At 64.2% G+C, this 19,811-nt stretch carries 21 protein-coding genes; 15 read left to right on the top strand and 6 right to left on the bottom strand.

Going from position 1 to position 19,811, the window contains the following annotated elements:
• Window positions 1–27: 27 nt before the first annotated feature.
• The 5 genes from AC1DX4_RS10285 to AC1DX4_RS10305 all read right to left on the bottom strand — a co-directional run bounded on the left by AC1DX4_RS10285 (window position 28) and on the right by AC1DX4_RS10305 (window position 4,294).
• Window positions 28–1,665: a copper resistance CopC/CopD family protein gene (locus AC1DX4_RS10285; RefSeq protein ID WP_477220204.1), complete on the bottom strand. Its 1,638-nt coding sequence runs from the start codon at window positions 1,663–1,665 to the stop codon at window positions 28–30.
• 53 nt (window positions 1,666–1,718) lie between these two features.
• Entirely contained in the window at window positions 1,719–2,237 is a 519-nt protein-coding gene (locus AC1DX4_RS10290) for a YcnI family copper-binding membrane protein (RefSeq protein ID WP_477220205.1), read from the bottom strand.
• A gap of 39 nt (window positions 2,238–2,276) precedes the next feature.
• Entirely contained in the window at window positions 2,277–2,819 is a 543-nt protein-coding gene (locus tag AC1DX4_RS10295) for a copper chaperone PCu(A)C (RefSeq protein WP_477220206.1), read from the bottom strand.
• Window positions 2,820–2,916: 97 nt separating this feature from the next.
• The gene (locus AC1DX4_RS10300; RefSeq protein ID WP_477220207.1) at window positions 2,917–3,273 is read right to left on the bottom strand and encodes a DUF2946 family protein; all 357 of its coding nucleotides are present in this window, start codon (window positions 3,271–3,273) and stop codon (window positions 2,917–2,919) included.
• A gap of 118 nt (window positions 3,274–3,391) precedes the next feature.
• The gene (locus tag AC1DX4_RS10305) at window positions 3,392–4,294 is read right to left on the bottom strand and encodes a GntR family transcriptional regulator (RefSeq protein WP_477220208.1); all 903 of its coding nucleotides are present in this window, start codon (window positions 4,292–4,294) and stop codon (window positions 3,392–3,394) included.
• A gap of 253 nt (window positions 4,295–4,547) precedes the next feature.
• On the opposite strand from AC1DX4_RS10305, the gene AC1DX4_RS10310 reads away from it, so the two are divergent.
• The 6 genes from AC1DX4_RS10310 to AC1DX4_RS10335 all read left to right on the top strand — a co-directional run bounded on the left by AC1DX4_RS10310 (window position 4,548) and on the right by AC1DX4_RS10335 (window position 12,225).
• Complete coding sequence (locus AC1DX4_RS10310) at window positions 4,548–6,053, top strand: UxaA family hydrolase (protein WP_477220209.1); 1,506 nt, start codon at window positions 4,548–4,550, stop codon at window positions 6,051–6,053.
• Between the two features lie 62 nt (window positions 6,054–6,115).
• A complete protein-coding gene (locus AC1DX4_RS10315; RefSeq protein ID WP_477220210.1) occupies window positions 6,116–7,114 on the top strand; it encodes an aldo/keto reductase in 999 nt (332 codons plus the stop codon).
• Window positions 7,115–7,457: 343 nt separating this feature from the next.
• The gene (locus AC1DX4_RS10320) at window positions 7,458–8,450 is read left to right on the top strand and encodes a substrate-binding domain-containing protein (protein ID WP_477220211.1); all 993 of its coding nucleotides are present in this window, start codon (window positions 7,458–7,460) and stop codon (window positions 8,448–8,450) included.
• 172 nt (window positions 8,451–8,622) lie between these two features.
• On the top strand, window positions 8,623–10,176 hold the full coding sequence (locus AC1DX4_RS10325; protein ID WP_477220212.1) for a sugar ABC transporter ATP-binding protein: 1,554 nt from the start codon (window positions 8,623–8,625) through the stop codon (window positions 10,174–10,176).
• Entirely contained in the window at window positions 10,173–11,138 is a 966-nt protein-coding gene (locus AC1DX4_RS10330; protein WP_477220213.1) for an ABC transporter permease, read from the top strand. The genes AC1DX4_RS10325 and AC1DX4_RS10330 overlap by 4 nt, the downstream gene beginning before the upstream one ends.
• Window positions 11,139–11,208: 70 nt before the next feature.
• Window positions 11,209–12,225 (top strand): zinc-binding alcohol dehydrogenase family protein, encoded by a 1,017-nt coding sequence (locus tag AC1DX4_RS10335; RefSeq protein WP_477220214.1) that lies wholly within the window; start codon window positions 11,209–11,211, stop codon window positions 12,223–12,225.
• Between the two features lie 15 nt (window positions 12,226–12,240).
• Here AC1DX4_RS10335 and phnF read toward each other — a convergent pair whose 3' ends face one another.
• Window positions 12,241–12,990, bottom strand: a complete 750-nt coding sequence (gene phnF / locus AC1DX4_RS10340) for a phosphonate metabolism transcriptional regulator PhnF (protein WP_477220215.1) — start codon at window positions 12,988–12,990, stop codon at window positions 12,241–12,243.
• Between the two features lie 122 nt (window positions 12,991–13,112).
• On the opposite strand from phnF, the gene phnG reads away from it, so the two are divergent.
• From phnG to AC1DX4_RS10385, 9 genes are all read left to right on the top strand, one after another.
• Window positions 13,113–13,574 (top strand): phosphonate C-P lyase system protein PhnG, encoded by a 462-nt coding sequence (phnG, locus tag AC1DX4_RS10345; RefSeq protein ID WP_477220216.1) that lies wholly within the window; start codon window positions 13,113–13,115, stop codon window positions 13,572–13,574.
• Window positions 13,574–14,185, top strand: coding sequence for a phosphonate C-P lyase system protein PhnH (gene phnH / locus AC1DX4_RS10350; RefSeq protein WP_477220217.1), 612 nt, complete (start codon window positions 13,574–13,576; stop codon window positions 14,183–14,185). Before phnG ends, phnH begins: the two co-directional genes overlap by 1 nt.
• A gap of 1 nt (window position 14,186) precedes the next feature.
• A complete protein-coding gene (locus AC1DX4_RS10355; RefSeq protein ID WP_477220218.1) occupies window positions 14,187–15,299 on the top strand; it encodes a carbon-phosphorus lyase complex subunit in 1,113 nt (370 codons plus the stop codon).
• Complete coding sequence (gene fosX / locus AC1DX4_RS10360; protein ID WP_477220219.1) at window positions 15,296–15,715, top strand: FosX/FosE/FosI family fosfomycin resistance hydrolase; 420 nt, start codon at window positions 15,296–15,298, stop codon at window positions 15,713–15,715. The genes AC1DX4_RS10355 and fosX overlap by 4 nt, the downstream gene beginning before the upstream one ends.
• Before the next feature lie 274 nt (window positions 15,716–15,989).
• Window positions 15,990–16,907 (top strand): alpha-D-ribose 1-methylphosphonate 5-phosphate C-P-lyase PhnJ, encoded by a 918-nt coding sequence (locus AC1DX4_RS10365; protein WP_477220220.1) that lies wholly within the window; start codon window positions 15,990–15,992, stop codon window positions 16,905–16,907.
• Window positions 16,904–17,680, top strand: a complete 777-nt coding sequence (gene phnK / locus AC1DX4_RS10370) for a phosphonate C-P lyase system protein PhnK (protein ID WP_140764583.1) — start codon at window positions 16,904–16,906, stop codon at window positions 17,678–17,680. Before AC1DX4_RS10365 ends, phnK begins: the two co-directional genes overlap by 4 nt.
• Window positions 17,681–17,682: 2 nt before the next feature.
• Complete coding sequence (gene phnL, locus AC1DX4_RS10375; protein ID WP_477220221.1) at window positions 17,683–18,390, top strand: phosphonate C-P lyase system protein PhnL; 708 nt, start codon at window positions 17,683–17,685, stop codon at window positions 18,388–18,390.
• Entirely contained in the window at window positions 18,387–19,004 is a 618-nt protein-coding gene (locus AC1DX4_RS10380; RefSeq protein ID WP_477220222.1) for a DapH/DapD/GlmU-related protein, read from the top strand. The genes phnL and AC1DX4_RS10380 overlap by 4 nt, the downstream gene beginning before the upstream one ends.
• A gap of 86 nt (window positions 19,005–19,090) precedes the next feature.
• Window positions 19,091–19,801 carry a DUF1868 domain-containing protein gene (locus AC1DX4_RS10385; protein ID WP_477220223.1) on the top strand — a complete coding sequence of 237 codons (711 nt, stop codon included), beginning with the start codon at window positions 19,091–19,093 and terminating at the stop codon, window positions 19,799–19,801.
• The last annotated feature ends 10 nt before the right edge of the window (window positions 19,802–19,811 follow it).

The following is a 19,811-nucleotide window of genomic DNA, read 5'->3' on the forward strand; positions in this document are numbered from 1 at the left end:
CGCCGAATTGTGTTGCACATCTGCCGGTTACGGCCTGATGTCCACCGGCGCCTCGATCTTCACCATCTCGAAATCCGAAACCAGGATGTCGATGCGCACCGTCCAGCGGCCGGAAACCGGGATGACGAGGTTGTCGACGCGCCAGCTGCCGTCGCCTGGCTTGGTCGCCGCGCGCTTCAGCGGTTCGATGCCGGAATCGGGTTTCGACAGCACCAGCGTCACCTCCTTGGCGTCGAGTGGTCCGAAATCGCCGGTCATGATGATCATCGAGGCGGCCACCGGCCCGGCGTGGCCGGGCGTGATGCTGAGATCGGCCATCGCTTGTAACGCGTGGATGTGGACCGAGACCGGCTGCGCCGCCGCGATCGCCAGGGCTCGCGGCGGCGGCGTGAAGCGCCAGCCCGCGGCAACGCCGAAGATCGCCAGCACGATCAGCATTTCGACGCCGATCGAGCGGGTGAGCCTGCGTTGCACCTCGGTCGCGCCCGCCTCGGCCGAGGCAGTCAACTTCCAGCGATTGACAGCGGCCAGCGTGAACAGGAAGACCAGCAGCGCGAGCTTGACCAGCAGCAGCCGGCCATAGGCGGTACCGACCAGCGCCGAGGGGGTCTGCACCTGGATGACGGCCAGCACGATGCCGGCTGCGGCGAGCACGGCCACGACAGGCAGGATCGCTGAGGAGAAGCGGCGCAGGAAAGCGACGGCATCTGCCGTCTGGCGCTTCAGCGCGAGACCGAGCGGCACCAATGCGCCGGCCCAGAAGGCGATGCCGACGCCATGCACGAACACCATCGGCCGCGTCAGCCATTGCGGTTCGGCCGCACTGGCGTGGCCGCTGGCGGCAAGCGCGACGCCGACGCCGGCAAGCCCGGCAAGCGCAAACGGCTTGGCGAGTACACGCGGTCCGGCCAGTGACAGCAGACCGAGCCCCAGCGCAATCAGGGCGACCAGCACCGTCCAGCCGAAGCTGGTGCCGAGCCCGGTCCGCCAGATCACTGCTTGCACGAGATGGGAGAGCGGCGCGCCAAGCGCATCGAGCCCCTGAAAGCCGAGCGACAAGGGCGCCGCCAGCAGGCCGCACAGGATCGCGGCCGTGACGAAGCGCTGACCCGCTCGTCCTTCGCCGGCCAGCCAGGCAAGGGCAAAGGCGCCGCCGACGCCGAGGAAAAGGCCGATGTAGAGAAAGACCTTGCCGATCCAGATCGCCGACCGCAGCGGCCAGTCGACGGCCTCGGACACAGCGGGCGGTTCGCTTGCCGCGCCGATGGAAAACAGCAGCGAACCGCCGACCGGATGGCCATCGGCGGAAATGACACGCCAGCTCAGCACATGCGTGCCGGATTTGAGCGCTTGCGGATTGTCGATCTCGACGGTCTGGTCGCTGAGGCGGAAGGATGTCAGCGCAACCGGCGTGCCGTCGGGCTTCACCAGCGTCAGTACCAGCGGTGAGACCGGCTCGCTGAACGTCAGTGAGAACTGCGTCGGAGCCTGCGCCAGGATCGCACCGTCAGCCGGGTCGGTCTTGATCAGTGCGGCATGGGCAAAGGCCTGGTTTGTCGAGGCCATCACGATGCACAGCATGATCAGGGCCAGCAGCCCGCCGGCAATGCGGCCGAGGGGCTTGCCGGTCGTACCGACCATACACAGGGAAGATATTGCGCTCATGGCATGCCTTGGGATGCGGCGCGCCCTAACGAGCAGAGCGCGCCGCGAGAAAATTACTTCTTCGGCGTGAGCTTGATGCCGGGCGCTGGGTTCTCCAACGCGTCTTCATCCTGCCCTGCCGCGGGGATTTCGATCCAGCGGTCGGCGGCGCCATCGCATTCCTGCACCACCGGGAAGTAGAGTTTCTGGCCGACGGGCAGATCCGCCGTCAGCGTCGCGCGGAAGACGAACTCGTCATAGAATTCATCCGGCAGATTGCCGCCGCTCCAGTCGACCTCCTTGACGCCGTCCGTCACCGCCTGACCATAGAGCTGGTAGGATTTGTCATATTTGCCCTTCTTGGTCTGCAGCGTCCAGCCCGGCTTGGGCATCGGCTTCACCGCGATCACCCCTTCCGGAATCTGCACGCGCACGGCGGTCGTCGCCTTGCCGTCGCAGCCATGCGGCACGCGCAGCACGGCCTTGTAAGTCGAGCCGACCGCCGCTTCCTGGGTTTCGAGCGTGATGTGCGCGAAGGCGGCATTTGTTCCCAGCGCCAGAATCGCGCCGGCCGACAAAAGATACTTGTTCATGGTGGTCCCTCTGATTTCAAAATTTGCGGATCGGCGCGATCAATTGGCGTGGTCGTCCATGCCGCCCATCTCGCCCATGCCTTCGACGGCAAACTCGATATTGACCGTGCCGGCCTTCTCGAAGGTCAGCGTGGCGGCGAATTTCTCGCCTTGCTTGGGTTGCCGCTTCAGGCCGACGAACATCAAATGATAGCCGCCAGGCGCCAGCGCCACCTTGCCGCCCGCCGGGACTTCCAGGCCGCCGGAAACCGGCCGCATGGTCATGACGCCGTCCTTGATACCCATCTCATGCAGCTCGGCCTTTTCGGAGACATCAGAGGAGATCGACAGCAGCCGGTCCGGCGCGCTGCCCTTGTTGACGATGGTGAAATAGCCGCCGGCCACCTTGGCGCCGGCCGGTGTGGCGCGCGACCAGGGATGCTCGATCTCGAGATCGCCGACCTTGAACTCATGCGCCAGGACAGACTGGGCGCCGACGAGCATGATCGCAAACGCCAGCGCGGCAGCGCCGAGATGCTCCTGGAAACGAGACAGAATGCGACTGAACAGAGTGCCCGCCGCTATAGGGGAAAAATGGGACATGGTTGCTCCATGAAGTGATGATCGCGCCGTTGCCGGTCGCGAGCAGTTTTGATCCTTGGATGGGTGCGCCCGCGAAAGGTTCCGCCGGGCAAGCAGCTCAGGCTGCCAGCGGCGGCGCGCGCGGGTTCGACGGCGAGCGTTCGCGCGCGAAGTCGAGATGAATGCTCGCCGGAAAGACGAAGGCGACCGTTTCGAAGGAAAGGCTGCCCAGGGCCAGCCCGGCATCGGGCGGCGGCGCAAAGGCCGATGAGAACATGCTGCAGCCAAGCGTGCAGCAGGCCGGCAGGTGCGACGGGTGCTGGTCACCACCAGGGAGCTGGGTGGCGCCATCGCGGCTACAGATAACGTTGCCGAAAGCGTCGAGCTGCGCGGCATTCGGGCCAGTGCCGAAGGCGAACGCGCCGAGCGTCGACTGGAGCAGCAGCAGGTAGGCCGCGACAAGCGCGACCGGCATGCTCCAGCGTCTCCCCCGGCTATTCAAGCCATCTGCCTCTTCAAGCAATTTCTGGAAGGATATCTATCACGCGACCGGCGAGTGGAAAATCGGCAATTCGATGCTGCGGCAACGCGGCTCAGGACTTTAGCGAGGGCCGGCTTTCTGGGATCGAGGTCAGCAATGTCTGCCTTGCCGACTTCAGGTGCTTGCGGCAGGCGGCGTCGACCTTGCCGAGGTCGCGCGATTTGAGCGCCTCGATATAGGCAAGATGCTCTCCGACCGCCACTTCGTTGCGCTCGCGCTCCTGCGCCTTGTTCCACTGGTAGTGGTAATGGAAGATCATGGCGATGACGTCGTAGAAATCGACGATGAAACGGTTGCGCGACGCACGGTGGATAAGCCGGTGGAAGCGTTCGTCCAGCTCGGAAAACGCGTTGAAGCGCGTGGCGATCTCGCGTGCCAGCTGGCGATGTTCGTCCTCCAGGCGGTCGAGGTCGGTCCAGACCGGACTGTCCTGCGGCAGAGCCGCGAAGGCAGCCGCCGAGCGTATTTCGAACATCTCGCGGATTTCGGTCAGCTCTAGCGCGAAGGCCCGGGTAAAGCCCTTCAGCACCCAATGGCTGTTGCGGCGCTTCTCGATCAGGCCGAAACGCGAGAAGCGGATCAGGAACTCACGTACGCTGGTGGTGCCGACGCCGATCTCGCGCGCCAGTTCGAGCTCATTGATCTGCATGCCGGCCTCGGCGCCGCCGGCGAGCAGCCGGCGCATGAACGAACGCTCGATGATCTCGGCCAGGGTGTCGGTCTCTTCCTCGGGGAAGAAGTCGTCGGGACGCGGGTCGCGCAGCACCGTCTTGGCGCGCTTGTTCCAGGCGATCAGACCGGTTTCTTCCATGCGCGTCAGGATGCTGCGCACAGTGGTGCGGCTGACACCGAGCAGCGTGCCCAGTTCCGGTTCCGACGGCAGGCTGCGCGTTTCGTCGAGCAGCCTGAGGCACCTGTTGTAGGCGTCCTTGTAGACGTTGTTGCTCTTCGACATCCCCTGCCCCATTCACACTGGCGCTTGCGGCGGCCGGCTTGAAGCGCAATATGACGTTCCCATGACCCTGAAAAGCAGGAATCGCTTTCGCTGGGGTCCGGTCCGTTGTTTGCAGCGCCACCACCAGCCAGAGGCATGCGGAACGCCTGCGAAAAAACAATTGACGCAAAACTGTTTTTTCACGATAAAAGACATTAACTCTTAACAGGCGCGTGTCAATCCGCGCATCCCAGGATCACCCAGGAAACCGCCCGTGAACGTCTCCAACACCATTCTTCTGTCCCCCGCCGACAATGTCGCCGTTGCCAATGGCCGCATCGAGATCGGCACCGCTCTGCCAGGCGGCGCGCTTGCCTCCGCGGTCATCGAACCCGGCCACAAGGTGGCGATCAAACCGATTGCCGCCGGTGAAGCCGTCGTCAAATACGCCCAGGCGATCGGCCGCGCCACGCAGGACATTGCGGCGGGCGAGCATGTCCATTCGCACAATCTGGTGTTCGAGGCCGGCCGCCTGCCGGTGGTGCCGCCGAGCGAGGCAGAGCACGCAACCGAGGCCGACCGCGCCCGCACCTTCATGGGCTATCGCCGCGCCGATGGCCGCGCCGGCACGCGCAACTTCATCGGCATCCTCGCCAGCGTCAATTGCTCCGCCACTGTCTGCCATTCCATCGCCGACACCGCCAACCGGACCTTGCTGCCGAAATATCCCGGCATCGACGGCTTCGTGCCGATCGTCCACGGCCAAGGCTGCGGCATGAGCGGCACCGGCGACGGCATGATGGTGCTGCACCGCACATTAGCCGGCTATGCGCGGCACCCGAATTTCGGCGGAGTGCTGATGGTCGGCCTCGGCTGCGAGGTCAACCAGCTCACCCTTTACGGCCAGAAGGGCGTCTCCGCCGGCAAGCGCCATTTCAACATCCAGGACGCCGGCGGGTCGCGCAAATCGGTGGAAAAAGCGATGTTGGTGCTGGCCGAGATCGCCGAGGAAGTCGGTCAGTTGAAGCGTGAGCCGATCCCGGTCAGCGAGATCGTCGTCGGCCTGCAATGCGGCGGCTCCGACGGCATGTCGGGCATCACCGCCAATCCGGCACTGGGTGCGGCTGTCGATATCCTGGCCGGCGTCGGCGGCATCGGCATCCTGTCCGAGACGACGGAAATCTACGGCGCCGAGCATCTGCTCGCCTATCGCGCCGCGACGCCCGAGATCGCCAAGAAGCTCGATGGCTATGTGAAGTGGTGGGAAGATCACGTCGCCAAGCATGGCGCCTCGATCGACAACAACCCCTCGCCGGGCAACAAGCGCGGCGGCCTCACCACCATCCTGGAGAAGTCGCTGGGCGCGGTTGCCAAGGGCGGCCAGACGCCGCTCAACGGCGTCTTCGGCTATGCCGAGAAGGTCACCGGCAACGGATTGGTGTTCATGGACACGCCCGGCTACGACCCGGTCTCGGCCACCGGCCAGGTCGCGGGCGGCGCCAATGTCATCGTCTTCACCACCGGCCGCGGTTCCTGCTTCGGCTGCCGGCCGACACCGTCGATCAAGGTCGCCACCAACTCGACCATGTATCACCAGATGGAAGAGGACATGGACGTCAATTGCGGCGTCATCGCCTCGGGTGAAAAGACCATCGCCGGCATGGGCCGCGAAATCTTCGAACTGATCGTCGAGACGGCTTCAGGCCGCAAGACCAAGAGCGAGGATTTTGGCTACGGCGACAACGAGTTCGTGCCCTGGCATCTCGGCGCGACGCTCTAGATTTAGCTGATATGTGGTAGAATGGCCGGGCCGGGCAACGGCCGGCAACGGGGAGGCTTTGCATGGAAAAACGCCGCATCGGCCAGACGGCGCTCGAGGTCACCGAGGTCAGCTTCGGTGGCGCTGCGATCGGCGGCCTCTACCGCGCCTGTTCGCGCGAGGCGGCGATGGAGACGCTGCAAGGCGCCTGGGAGGCGGGCTTGCGCTATTTCGACACCGCGCCGTTCTACGGTTTCGGCCTGTCGGAACGACGCTTCGGCGATTTCCTGCGCTACAAGCCGCGCGATTCCTATGTGCTGTCGACCAAGGTCGGCCGCCTGTTTCACCCCGTACCCGAAGACCAAGTGCCCGACCACTCCTATGTCGATCCGCTGCCCTTCGCGCTCGACTACGACTATTCCTATGACGGCATCATGCGGTCGGTCGACTTCAGCTATGCACGGCTTGGCCTGAACAAGATCGACATCCTCTATGTCCACGACATCGGCGCTTACACGCATGGCGTTGAGAAGACCAAGCTGCACTTTCGCCAGTTGATGGACGGTGGCCTGAAGGCGCTCGACGAGTTGAAGCGTTCCGGCACGATTTCCGCCTACGGGCTCGGCGTCAACGAAGTCCAGATCTGCCTTGACGTGATGCGCCGGGCGCCGCTCGACTGCATCCTGCTCGCCAGCCGCTATTCCTTGCTCGACCGCAGCGCGGAAGCCGAACTGCTGCCACTGTGCCGGGCGCAACAGACATCGCTGGTCATCGGCGGCGTGTTCAACTCCGGCATATTGGCGACCGGGCCGGTGCAAGGCGCGCATTTCGACTACGCACCCGCCAGCCGCGATATGCTCGACCGGGTCGACGCCATGGAGAAGATCGCCGGCGAAGGCGGCTATCCCCTGGCTGCCGCCGCCTTCCAGTTTCCACTGCACGAGCCGACGGTCGCCACGGTGCTGACCGGCACCGCCAAACTGGCAAACCTGACACGCAACCTCGAACTGCTCGACATCGACGTGCCGGAGACGGAATATCAGAAATACCGTCCCTACACGGTGGTGCAGGATCTGGGATGAAGGCGGCATCTTGCCGACATGCCCTCGATGGCGGGCTCCAACTTCACAAATCCGCGACATCGTCGAGAGAATGAACATTCCATATTGACTAAAGCATGGAATTAATATTCCATGCTTCTACAGAACGAAACGGGAGCTTCTGGCTGCATCCTGGGAGGAGCAGCGTGCGAATGTGTCTCCGCCGACGATAGCAAGCCGGGCGTGAAACACCGCTTGCATCGGCCAGATCGATGCACTATCAAAACAGCGTAAATGTTTTTTATTGATAAAGTTCTGTTTGGGCCACGCCTATCCGAACGGAACTTTCCGTAACGTTCACCGGGCGACTTAGGGAGGAATCCTAATGAAATTCATGACCAGCATTCTCAACCGCCGCGCCGTCATGGCACTGGCAGCAGCATCGATGCTCGCCGGCGTCATGCATTCGGCGCCGGTTTCGGCGGCGGACGTGACCATTCCGATCATCGTCAAGGACACCACGTCCTTCTACTGGCAGATCGTTCTGGCCGGTGCCCGCAAGGCCGGCAAGGATCTCGGCGTCAATGTGCCGGAACTCGGCGCGCAGGCTGAAACCGACGTCAACGGCCAGGTCTCGATGCTCGAGAACGCCGTCGCCAGCAACCCGGCCGCGATCGTGATCGCGCCGACCGAGTTCAAGGCGCTTGGCAAGCCGATCGACGAAGCCGCTGCCAAGGTCAAGGTTATCGGCATCGACTCCGGCGCCGACTCCAAGGCCTTCACCTCGTTCCTCACCACCGACAACGTGCAGGGCGGCCGCGTTGCCGCTGACGGCCTCGCAGCCGCCATCGGCGCAGCCAACGGCGGCAAGATCGAGGGCGACGTCGCCCTGATCACCAACGCTCCCGGCGCCGGCTCGCTCGAACAGCGCAAGCAGGGCTTCACCGAACAGCTCAAGGCGAAATATCCGGGCCTGAAGCTGGTCGCCGACAAGTACGCTGACGGCCAGGCCACCACCGGCCTCAACATCGCCACCGACCTGATCACCGCCAACCCGAACCTCAAGGGTATTTTCGCCTCCAACCTGATCATGGCGCAGGGCGTCGGTCAGGCTGTCGCCGAGAACAACCTTGGCGGCAAGCTGGCGCTGGTCGGCTTCGACAGCGATGAGAAGCTGATCAAGTTCCTCAATGACGGCGTCATTTCCGCCCTCGTCGTCCAGGATCCGTACCGGATGGGCTATGACGGCATCAAGACCGCGCTCGCCGCCTCCAAGGGCGAGAAGGTCGAAGCCAATGTCGACACCGGCGCCAATCTGGTGACCAAGGCCAACATGAAAGACCCCAAGATCGACGCGCTGCTCAACCCGAAGCTCTGAGCTGTCGCATCCACAATCGTTTCCGGGGCCTCGCGCCCCGGAAACATCCACTGCCGGAACAAACGGCTTGGCAACCCGCAAGCTTAGGCTAGGCTGTTTTTTCGAGGCATATCCTTGCCTCGCCGCGTGCCAATGGTGAGGCCGATCTGGGAGCCAATCTGGGAGGATTGTCATGATTTCGACGGCGCAGGACCTGCATCCCGCCCCCGCGCTGGAACCAGGGCGCACGATCCTCGAATTACGCGGGTTGGAGAAGCGCTACCCCGGCACGCACGCGCTGAAGCCGGTCAACCTTGCTTTCAAGTCCGGTGAAATCCACGCCATCGTCGGCGAGAACGGCGCCGGCAAATCAACACTCATCAAGCTTCTGACCGGCGTCATGCCGCGCACATCGGGCGATGTCTTCTGGGAAGGCAAACCGGCAGCGCTCGCCACCCCGCATGAGGCGATGGCGCTCGGCATCAACGCCGTGCATCAGGAGGTCGTGCTCTGCCGTCATTTGACGGTCGCCGCCAACATGTTCCTCGGCGAGGAGAATTCACGTTTCGGCATCCTGCAGCAGCGCGCCATGGTCAGGGAAGCGCAGAAGATCATCGACGATCTCGGCTTCGACCTGCCGGCGCATGTCGTGCTCGGCGACCTTACCATCGGCCAGCAGCAGCTGATTGCCGCCGCCCGCGCCACCGTGCGCGGCACCAAATTCCTGATCTTCGACGAGCCGACCGCTTATCTCACCCGCAAGGAGGCGGACCAGCTCTTCACCCTGATCCGCCGGCTGAAGGGCGAAGGCGTGACGATCATCTACATCAGCCATCGCATGGAGGAAGTGTTCGAGCTCGCCGATCGCGTCTCCGTGCTGCGCGACGGCACGCTGGTCGGCACCAGGAACATTGCCGAGACCAACGACGCCGAGCTGGTCAAGATGATGATCAACCGCTCGATCGAGCAGGTCTATCACAAGGAGCATTTCACCCCCGGTGCCACAATCGTCGAGACCAGGAACCTGTCGGGCAAGGGGTTCGAAAATGTCTCGATGACGGTCCGCGCAGGCGAGATCATCGGGCTCTACGGCCTGATCGGCGCCGGGCGCAGCGAATTCGTCACCACGCTTTACGGCCGCCACCGCAAATCGGCGGGCGAGATCCTGTGGGAAGGCAAGCCGGTTCAGGTCAATTCCGAGCACGACGCGATCAAGCTCGGCATGGCGCTGGCACCGGAAAGCCGCCGCGACCAGGGCCTCTGCCTCAATCTGCCGGTCGGCCTCAACCTCAACCTGCCGATCTACAAGCGCATCTCCAGCAATCTCTTGATCTCCAACGCAAAGGAGAAGACCGAGGCCGACCGCCAGATCGCCGGCCTCCGGATCAAGACGCCGACGCGCGGCGCGCTGGCATCCAGCCTTTCCGGCGGCAACCAGCAGAAGATCGTCATCGGCAAATGGCTGGCGCATGGCGCCAAGCTGTTCATCTTCGACGAACCTACAGTCGGCGTCGATGTCGGCACCAAGGCCGAAATCTACCGCCTGTTCGGCGAGCTGTTGTCGAAGGGCGCCGGCATCATCCTGATCTCGTCCTACTTGCCGGAGGTCTACGAACTGGCCGACACGCTGCACGTGTTCCGGCGCGGCAAGCTGGTGGCCACGCATGGGTACCACACCGCCAGTCACGAGGACATTCTCACGCAGGCGCTCGCCGAGAAACAAGAAAAACTGGGAGGACAGACATGAGCATCGAGGCGATCCCCGCCGAAAAACCGAAGCGCAATTACAACGTCCTGTTCGGATTGACGCTGCTGGCGCTGTTGGTGCTGCTCTGGATCGTCCTTTCGCTGGCGACGCCAAGCTTCGCCTCGGGCAACAACATCGCCAATCTTCTGCGCCAGGGTTCGATGATCGCCATCATGGCGGTCGGCCAGACCTTCGTCATCATCACCGGCGGCATCGATCTTTCCGTCGGCGCGGTGGTCGGCTTCGCCACCGTCGTCGTCGCCATGCTGATCAATGCCGGCGTCCCGATCTGGCTCGCCATTCTGGCGACACTGCTGGTCGGCGTCGCCATCGGCATGTTTCACGGCTTCGGCATCGTCAAGATGGGCCTGCCGCCCTTCATCATCACGCTGGCGACGCTGACCTCGCTGCGCGGCATCGGCCTTTTGATGACCAACGGCAACTCGATCAACATCAACAGCGACACATTCACCGCCTTCTCGCGCAATTCCTTCATCGGCATTCCCAACCTGTTCTGGATGGTCATCCTGGTCGGCATTCCGGCTTACATCTTCCTCCACCACAGCCGCTGGGGCCGCTATCTGTTCTCGGTCGGCTCAAACGCCGAGGCCTCGCGCCTGTCCGGCGTCAACGTCCAGCGCACCATCTACATGGCCTACACACTGTCCGGCCTGTGCGCGGCCTTCGTCGGCGTGCTGCTTGCCGCCCGCATCGGCATCGGCAACCCGACCCAGGCCGAGGGCTGGGAACTGCAGGCCATTGCCTCGTCGGTCATCGGCGGCACCTCGCTGTTCGGCGCCGTCGGCTCGGTGCACGGCCCGCTGCTCGGCGCCTTCATCCTGGCCACCATCAACAACGGTGCCAACCTGCTCAACGTCAACTCGTTCTGGCAGCGCATCATCACCGGCGCGCTGATCATCATCATCGTCTACTTCGACGGGCTGCGGCGCCGCGGCAAGTAGGCATCCCTGAGCGGTCGCCGGCCCGACTTGACTGCCGGGCCGGCGATTTCATTAGAGACTGGATCGAAGCATGAAAGCCGTCGTCTGCCGCTCGCCCGGCGAACTTGTCCTGGAAGACCGCCCCGCGCCGGGCGCACCACCTGCCGGCTGGGCGCTGGTTTCAATCAGCCATGTCGGCATCTGCGGCACCGACTACCACATTTTCGAAGGCAAGCATCCGTTCCTCGCCTATCCCCGCATCATGGGCCACGAAGTGTCGGGAACCATCGTCGAGACCGGCGAAGGCGTCGACCTTGCCATTGGCGAACCGGTCGTCATCAACCCATATCTCTCTTGCGGCAAATGCATCGCCTGCCGGCACGGCAAGCCGAATTGCTGCGTCAGAATCGAGGTGCTCGGCGTTCATCGCGACGGCGCCATGTGCGAACGCATCCTGGTGCCGGCGCAGAATCTTTATCCGGCAAACGGCCTGTCGCTGGCCGATGCCGCCGCCGTCGAATTCCTGGCCATCGGCGCGCATGCCGTGCGGCGCGCGCGGGGCGAGCCCGGCGCCCGCACGTTGGTCATCGGCGCCGGCCCGATCGGCCTCGGCACCGCCATCTTCGCCCGCATAGCCGGGCTCGACGTGACGCTGCTCGACATGAGTACGGAACGGCTCGATTTTGCGGCGAACGAACTCGGCTTCAATATTCTCGACGGCTCCCGCGCAGCGGTGCCCGATCTGGTCAAGGAGGCGACGTCAGGCGAAGGCTTCGACGTCGTCTTCGACGCCACCGGCAACACCGCCTCGGTGCAGTCGGCCTTCGCTCATGTCGCGCATGGCGGCACACTGGTGCTGGTCAGCGTCGTCAAGGACGACATCGTCTTTTCCGACCCCGAATTCCACAAGCGTGAAATGACATTGATCGGCAGCCGCAATGCGCTGCGCGCCGACTTCGACCATGTCGCAGCCTCGATCCGCAACGGTTCGGTGCCCCTGGCCACGCTCGTCACCCACCGCACATCGCTTGCCGAGACGCCGAGCGATCTCGCCCGTTGGGCGCACGAAAAATCCGGCCTGATCAAGGCCGTGATCGAGGTGGGGTAGCCGGCCGCCGTCGCCCTACAGCGCCGACAGCTTCAGCTCCACCCGTTCCGCCGGAAACCGCGACTCCGAAAACTGGACCGGCTGCCCATCCGGGGTGACGTTGACGGAGACCGTGACGAGCACGATGGCGCCGGGCTGCAGGTCGAGGTCGGCAAGATCGGCAGCATCGGCATGGCGCGCCGACAGGACGGTCGATTGCCGGAGATAGTCGTCTATGCCGAAGCGGGCCAGCGACGCGGTGATCGAGCCGGTCTCAGCCATCGCCTTGTCGATCCCGGTAAAGCGCCTGGCATCGAACCATCCGGCGGCGCGCGACACCGGCCGGCCATCGGCTTCGCCGCGTGTCTCCAACCTGATCACCTCGGCGCCCCTGGCCAGGCCAAGCCCCTCGGCGACACGCTGGCTGGCCGGCTCGACCGATGAGGCGAGCAGCACGATATGCCGTTCCGACGTCTGCCCCTGCAGGCCTGTCGAAAAGCGTGTGCGTGCGCCGATCGGATAGGACAGCCGCTTGCGCGACAGCACGAAGGTGCCGCGTCCCTGCTCGGCCCGCAGCACGCCTTCCTGCACAAGCGCCGATATGGCGCTGCGCACCGTGTGACGGTTGACGCCATAGCGCTCGGCCAGCGCCACTTCCGGCGGCAGCGCGGAATTCTCGGCGAAATCGCCGATGGCGATCCCCTGCAGAATCCTGTCGGCGATCTGCCGCCACAACGAGACACCGCTGCGCCGCTCGATGCTGTCGGCTTCCTGTCGCCCGATCATGAATTGCCCCCCAAGCTTCCGCCGCTTGTCATCCACCCGTCATGGACACGCGTTAGGTAATATGTATAATTTGTATAGTTGTCTATATCAATAGACAAATTTAGCAAAGAGGAATGCTGCCGATGCGAGGACAGGAAGCCCGCGACCAGGCCGAGCGCAAGGCCGCCATGGCGACGCTGGCGCAATCGAGCGGCGACGACATCGTCCGGCTCTGGAACGAGGCCGGCCTGCCTTCGCAAGCCGAGCTGCTGCGCGGCCCCGAGACCGGTCTGGTGACGCTGCGCGGTCGCATCGGCGGCGGCGGCGCGCCGTTCAATATCGGCGAGGCGACCGTCACCCGCGCCACTGTCCGGCTGCCGTCCGGACAGGTCGGCCATTGCTACGCACTCGGCCGTGACAAGCAGAAGGCCAAGCTGGCGGCGATAGCCGACGCGCTGTGGCAGGACCCTGCCCGCCGCGCCGAGGTCGAGACCAGGCTGATCGCACCTTTGAGGTCGGCGCTAACGACTGCCCAGGAAAAACGCCGCGCCGAGACGGCGGCAACGAAGGTGGATTTCTTCACCATGGTTCGCGGAGAAGACTGATGGATATTGCTGCGCAATCGATCGAGGGCGGTTTCGCCGATCCGGTCTTCAACGCCCAGACCGTTTTCCGCGCCGTCATGGACGCGATGGCGCGGCCGGGCAGCGTGCAGCCTTTGCCGGCCTTGGCCCGCCCGCCGGCGCCGCTCTCGGCAACCGCCGGCGCCGTGGCCCTGGCGCTCTGCGACAACGACACGCCGCTCTGGCTCGACCCGGCCCTGCACGCCTCCGCCGCGATCGGCTCCTGGCTTGGCTTCCACACCGGCGCACCGCTGGCCAACACGCCGGCCGACGCGCATTTCGCCTTTGTCGCCACGCCGGCCGAGATGATGTCGCTCGACGGCTTTTCACAGGGCACGCAGGATTATCCCGACCGCTCGACCACCCTGATCCTGCATGTCAGCGACCTCACCTCAGGCGCTCCGCTGTTGCTTGAAGGTCCCGGCATCGAAACCACCGCCACGATCGCGCCGGCGCAGATGCCGCGTCATTTCATCGAGCAGTGGAAGCAGAATACCAAGCGCTTTCCACGCGGCGTCGACATCATCCTCGCCACCGCTGACGGCATAGCCTGCCTGCCGCGCACGACGCGCATCAAGACGATGGAGGCGTAATATGTATGTCGCGGTAAAAGGCGGCGAAGCCGCAATCGCCAACGCCCACAGCCTGCTCGCCGACCGCCGGCGCGGCGACCGTTCGGTGCCGGCGCTGCGCCTCGACCAGATCGTCGAGCAGCTGGCGCTCGGCGTCGACCGGGTGATGAGCGAAGGCTCGCTCTATGACCGCGAACTCGCCGCACTCGCCATCGTCCAGGCGCGCGGCGACATGATCGAGGCGATCTTCCTGGTGCGCGCTTACCGCACCACGCTGCCGCGCTTCGGCTACAGCAAGCCAATCGACACCGGCACCATGCGGGTCGAGCGGCGCGTGTCGGCAACCTACAAGGACCTGCCCGGTGGTCAGCTGCTCGGCCCGACCTTCGACTACACCCACCGGCTGCTCGATCCCGAACTTGCCGCCGGCGCCGATGTCGCCGAACCGTTGCAGCGCGAGACCGAAGCGCAGGCCATGCCGCGCGTCTCGGCGATCCTTGCCCGCGAGGGCCTGATCGAGCCGGACGGTGAGATGCCGCAGGACCATGTCCCCGGTGACATCACCCGCGAGCCGCTGGAATTCCCGATGGCGCGCGACATCCGCCTGCAGGCGCTGTCACGTGGCGACGAGGGTTTCCTGCTGGCGCTCGGCTATTCCACCCAGCGCGGCTATGCCCGCAACCATCCCTTTGTCGGCGAAATCCGCATCGGCGAGGTCGAACTGGAACTCGACGTTCCCGAACTGCCTTTCGCAGCACCCCTTGGTACGGTGCGGGTCACCGAATGCCAGATGGTCAACCAGTTCAAAGGCTCGGCCAAGGCGCCGCCGCAGTTCACCCGCGGCTATGGCCTCGTCTTCGGCCAGAGCGAGCGCAAGGCGATGGCCATGGCGCTGTGCGACCGCGCGCTGCGCGCCTCCGAACTCGGCGAAGACATTGTCGCCGCCGCCCAGGACGAAGAATTCGTCATCTCGCATTCCGACAACGTCCAGGCGACGGGCTTCGTCGAGCATCTGAAGCTGCCGCACTATGTCGACTTCCAGGCCGAACTCGACCTCGTGCGCCGTATGCGCGCCGAGTACGAAGGCCGCGAAAACCCCGCGAAGGTCGAAGAGAAGCGGGAGGCCGCGGAATGATCGAAGGCCTGTCCCACATGACCTTCATCGTCCGCGATCTCGACCGGATGAGCGAGATCCTGACCGGAGTTTTCGACGCGCGAGAAATCTACGCCAGCGACACCAAGCAGTTCTCACTGTCGCGCGAAAAATTCTTCCTGATCGGCGACATCTGGATCGCCATCATGGAAGGCGAGGCGCTACCGGAGCGCAGCTACAACCACATCGCCTTCAAGATCGATGACGCCGATTTCGACCGCTACGCCGAGCGCGTGGCCAAGCTAGGCCTCGACATGCGCCCGCCGCGTCCGCGCGTCGAGGGCGAAGGCCGCTCGATCTATTTCTACGACGATGACAACCACATGTTCGAATTGCACACCGGCACGCTCACCGAGCGGCTGGCGCGCTACGTCAGGGGATTGGAGGCGGTGCAATGAATTCAGTGCCCGCCCCCATGGCCGCCACCGTCGTGGGAATGACCGCCATAGCTATCATACCCGGAGTAGCCACCATTGCTGACGCCTATGGACTCACCGTGAGAGCCCTCTTTTGGCGCGGGAAGGATCATGCGCCGAAGGAAAAAGAGAACGACGCCGGCGAACACCACCAACAGAATTCCGAGATGCATCCATCCGGTCGAGTTCATCTGAATTCGCCTTTGTTTCCGCGTCCTGGACGCCAATTCAATAGCACAATGTGGATGTGATCGCCATGACCGACATCGCCACCTACAACTTCGCCTATCTCGACGAACAGACCAAAAGGATGATCCGCCGGGCGATCCTCAAGGGCATCGCCATCCCCGGCTACCAGGTGCCCTTCGCCTCGCGCGAAATGCCGATGCCCTATGGCTGGGGCACCGGCGGCGTCCAGGTGACCGCCTCGATCATCGGCCCGGACGATGTGCTGAAGGTCATCGACCAGGGCGCCGACGACACCACCAATGCGGTCTCGATCCGCGCCTTCTTCAAGAAGGTCACCAATGTCGCTGTCACCACCGATACCGCCAGCGCCACCATCATCCAGACCCGCCACCGCATCCCCGAACATCCGCTCACCGCGGGCCAGGTGCTGGTCTACCAGGTGCCGATTCCCGAGCCCTTGCGCTTCCTCGAGCCGCGCGAGACCGAAACGCGGAAAATGCATGCGCTGGAGGAATACGGCCTCATGCATGTGAAGCTCTATGAGGACATCGCCAAGCACGGCCGCATCGCCACCACCTATGCCTATCCGGTGAAGGTCGAGGGCCGTTATGTGATGGACCCCTCGCCGACACCGAAATTCGACAATCCCAAGATGCACCGCTCGCCGGCCTTGCAACTGTTCGGTGCCGGCCGCGAAAAGCGCATCTACGCGGTGCCGCCCTTTACCGAAGTCGTCAGCCTCGACTTCGAGGACCATCCATTCGAGGTGCAGACTTTCGACCAGCCTTGCGCGCTGTGCGCGGCGGAGAATGTCTATCTCGACGAGGTCATCCTCGACGACCATGGCGGCCACATGTTCGTCTGCTCCGACACCGACCATTGCGAGAAGCGGCGGGCGGACGGCCATCGCGGCCATCTTGCCCCCGAAGCCCATCCTGCCCCGGAAACCCATTCTGTCACGGAAAAAATGGAGCCGGCACAATGACCGACGAACCGTTGCTGCGCGTCTCGGCGCTGTCCAAATTCTACGGCTCGCGCGTCGGCTGCGACAACGTCTCCTTCGATCTGTGGCCGGGCGAAGTCCTGGCTGTCGTCGGCGAATCCGGCTCCGGCAAGACGACGCTGCTCAACTGCCTGTCGACGCGGCTCTTACCTTCCTCAGGCACCGCCAGCTACCGAATGCGCGACGGCCAGTTCCGCGAACTCTACCGCATGAGCGAGGCCGAGCGCCGCTTCCTGATGCGCACCGACTGGGGTTTTGTCCATCAGAACCCGGCCGACGGCCTGCGCATGACGGTGTCTGCCGGCGCCAATGTCGGCGAACGGCTGATGGCGGTCGGCGACCGTCATTACGGCAGGATCCGCGCCACGGCGGTCGACTGGCTGTCGCGCGTCGAGATCGAGGAAGACCGGATCGACGACGAGCCGCGCGCCTTTTCCGGTGGCATGCGCCAGCGCCTGCAGATCGCCCGCAACCTCGTCACCGGCCCACGGCTGGTGTTCATGGACGAGCCGACGGGCGGCCTCGACGTGTCAGTGCAGGCGCGCCTGCTCGACCTCCTGCGCGGGCTGGTCACCGATCTTGGCCTCGCGGCGATCGTCGTCACCCACGACCTTGCGGTGGCGCGTCTGCTGTCGCAGCGGATGATGGTGATGAAGGACGGCCGCGTTGTCGAAAGCGGCCTCACCGACCGCGTGCTCGACGACCCGCGCGCGCCCTACACACAGTTGCTCGTTTCCTCGATTCTGCAGGTCTGACCATGCCGACGCCTCTCGTTGTTTCCGACGTCGCCAAGAGCTTCATCATGCATCTGCGTGATGGCATCAAACTGCCTGTCGTTTCCGGTGTCTCGTTCTCGATCAAGGCCGGTGAATGCACCGTGCTTGGCGGCCCGTCCGGTGCCGGCAAGAGTTCGATCCTGAAGATGCTCTACGGCAACTATGCCGTCGACGAGGGCCAGATCATCGTCAAGCATGAGGACGGACTGATCGATCTTGCGCATGCCAGCCCGCGCACCGTGCTTGCCGTACGCCGGCAAACGATCGGCTATGTCAGCCAGTTCCTGCGCACCGTACCGCGCGTCTCGGCGCTCGATGTCGTCGCCGAGCCGCTGGTCGAGCGCGGCGAAGGGCGCGAAATTGCCCGTGGCAAAGCACGCGCCTTGCTGGCGCAGCTCAATTTGCCGGAAAAACTCTGGGCCCTGCCGCCGGCGACCTTCTCTGGCGGCGAGCAGCAGCGTGTCAACATCGCGCGCGGCTTCATCACCGAGCACCCGATCCTCCTGCTCGACGAGCCGACCGCCTCGCTCGACGCCACCAACCGCGACGTGGTGATCGAACTCATCGCCGCCAAGAAGGCTGCCGGCGTCGCCTTGCTCGGCATCTTCCACGACCACGATGTGCGCGAGGCGGTGTCCGATCGCGTCATCGACGTCACCGCCTTTGCTCCGGGAAAACTCGCCGCATGACCAGGAAGCTGTCGGAGACACCGTTGGTCCACCCGACGGCGGAAGTGCACAATTCTACACTTGGCCGCTGGACCGAGATCGCCGACCGCAGCCGGGTTTCGGAAAGCGAACTCGGCGACTATTCCTACATGATGCAGGATTGCGCCGTCTGGTGCGCGACGATCGGCAAGTTTGCCAACATCGCCGCAAGCGTGCGCCTCAATGCTACTAACCACCCGACCTGGCGGCCGACACTGCACCACTTCACCTACCGCGCCTCGGACTACTGGGACGACGCCGAGCACGAAAGCGAATTCTTCGCCCAGCGCCGCGCCAAGCGCGTCACCATCGGCCACGACACCTGGCTCGGCCACGGCTCGACCGTCCTACCCGGTGTCACCGTCGGCGACGGCGCAGCGGTTGGCGCCGGAGCCGTCGTCTCAAAGGATGTTGCGCCCTACACCATCGTCGCCGGCGTGCCGGCCAAGCCGATCCGCGAGCGCTTCGACCGCCGCACCGCCGAACGCTTCCAGGCGCTCGCCTGGTGGGATTGGGACCATGCCAGGCTGCGCGCCTCACTCGACGATTTCAGAGAACTGTCTGCCGAAGCCTTCTTGGAAAAATACGAAGCTTAGTCCCTCACATCATCGTCATGGGGAAACCTGTTTCATATCCCTGACACATCAGCGAGGCAGGACCCGGTCTTTCCCTGGAGATCGCCATGCTCGACACCGTCAGACCCTCGCTTGCCGGATTCTTTGCCGGCTCCAACCCGACCCCGCCGGCGCACCTCGGCACGCGCTACGACAGGTCAGGCAATTTCCTGACTGAGCCCGGCAACACCGTTGTCAGCCATCTCGTCAGCGGTTCCCCGTCCGAGGCCGTGGTGCTTGCGGTGCGCGAGAAGATGCTGGCGATGCCTGACGCCGACCGGCTCGCCTTCACGCCCGTTTCCAGCCTGCATATGACGCTGTTCCAGGGCATCATCGAATATCGCCGCCGCCTGCCCTACTGGCCGCAGGACGTGCCGCTCGACACCAGCATCGACGCCATGACCCGCGTCTATCTGGAACGGCTGAAGGGTTTCGAGGGCTTCGGTCCGTTCAACGTCAAGGTGGTCGAAATCGTGCCGACCGGGCTCACCGTGGCCGGCGCGACGGACGAGGATGTGCGCATCATGCGTCAATGGCGCGATGCGCTGGTGACGCCGTTCGGCTACCGGCACCCCGATCATGACGCTTACGTCTTCCACATCACCTTCGCTTACCAGATCCAGCGTCTGGCGGACGACAAAGCTGCAGCATGGCAGGCGCTGTTCGATGATGGCCTGGCACTTTTCGCAAAGCAGGCACCGGTGATCGAGATCAAGGCGCCCGCCTTCTGCGCCTTCCGCGACATGAAGCATTTCGAGGAATTGCTGGTGCTCGGCTGATTGCTTGCTG

The sequence above is a fragment of the Mesorhizobium sp. P3_A8 genome (assembly GCF_056402995.1).

Excerpts from the sequence above, each read along its gene's own strand:
- AC1DX4_RS10320 (WP_477220211.1), top strand. The coding sequence starts at position 7,458 with ATGAAATTCATGACCAGCATTCTCAACCGCCGCGCCGTCATGGCACTG.
- AC1DX4_RS10325 (WP_477220212.1), top strand. The coding sequence starts at position 8,623 with ATGATTTCGACGGCGCAGGACCTGCATCCCGCCCCCGCGCTGGAACCA.
- phnL (WP_477220221.1), top strand. The coding sequence starts at position 17,683 with ATGCCGACGCCTCTCGTTGTTTCCGACGTCGCCAAGAGCTTCATCATG.
- phnF (WP_477220215.1), bottom strand. The coding sequence starts at position 12,990 with ATGATCGGGCGACAGGAAGCCGACAGCATCGAGCGGCGCAGCGGTGTC.
- AC1DX4_RS10315 (WP_477220210.1), top strand. The coding sequence starts at position 6,116 with ATGGAAAAACGCCGCATCGGCCAGACGGCGCTCGAGGTCACCGAGGTC.
- AC1DX4_RS10380 (WP_477220222.1), top strand. The coding sequence starts at position 18,387 with ATGACCAGGAAGCTGTCGGAGACACCGTTGGTCCACCCGACGGCGGAA.
- phnK (WP_140764583.1), top strand. The coding sequence starts at position 16,904 with ATGACCGACGAACCGTTGCTGCGCGTCTCGGCGCTGTCCAAATTCTAC.
- AC1DX4_RS10330 (WP_477220213.1), top strand. The coding sequence starts at position 10,173 with ATGAGCATCGAGGCGATCCCCGCCGAAAAACCGAAGCGCAATTACAAC.
- AC1DX4_RS10355 (WP_477220218.1), top strand. The coding sequence starts at position 14,187 with ATGTATGTCGCGGTAAAAGGCGGCGAAGCCGCAATCGCCAACGCCCAC.
- phnH (WP_477220217.1), top strand. The coding sequence starts at position 13,574 with ATGGATATTGCTGCGCAATCGATCGAGGGCGGTTTCGCCGATCCGGTC.
- phnG (WP_477220216.1), top strand. The coding sequence starts at position 13,113 with ATGCGAGGACAGGAAGCCCGCGACCAGGCCGAGCGCAAGGCCGCCATG.
- AC1DX4_RS10335 (WP_477220214.1), top strand. The coding sequence starts at position 11,209 with ATGAAAGCCGTCGTCTGCCGCTCGCCCGGCGAACTTGTCCTGGAAGAC.
- AC1DX4_RS10305 (WP_477220208.1), bottom strand. The coding sequence starts at position 4,294 with ATGTCGAAGAGCAACAACGTCTACAAGGACGCCTACAACAGGTGCCTC.
- AC1DX4_RS10290 (WP_477220205.1), bottom strand. The coding sequence starts at position 2,237 with ATGAACAAGTATCTTTTGTCGGCCGGCGCGATTCTGGCGCTGGGAACA.
- AC1DX4_RS10295 (WP_477220206.1), bottom strand. The coding sequence starts at position 2,819 with ATGTCCCATTTTTCCCCTATAGCGGCGGGCACTCTGTTCAGTCGCATT.
- fosX (WP_477220219.1), top strand. The coding sequence starts at position 15,296 with ATGATCGAAGGCCTGTCCCACATGACCTTCATCGTCCGCGATCTCGAC.
- AC1DX4_RS10365 (WP_477220220.1), top strand. The coding sequence starts at position 15,990 with ATGACCGACATCGCCACCTACAACTTCGCCTATCTCGACGAACAGACC.
- AC1DX4_RS10285 (WP_477220204.1), bottom strand. The coding sequence starts at position 1,665 with ATGAGCGCAATATCTTCCCTGTGTATGGTCGGTACGACCGGCAAGCCC.
- AC1DX4_RS10385 (WP_477220223.1), top strand. The coding sequence starts at position 19,091 with ATGCTCGACACCGTCAGACCCTCGCTTGCCGGATTCTTTGCCGGCTCC.
- AC1DX4_RS10300 (WP_477220207.1), bottom strand. The coding sequence starts at position 3,273 with ATGCCGGTCGCGCTTGTCGCGGCCTACCTGCTGCTGCTCCAGTCGACG.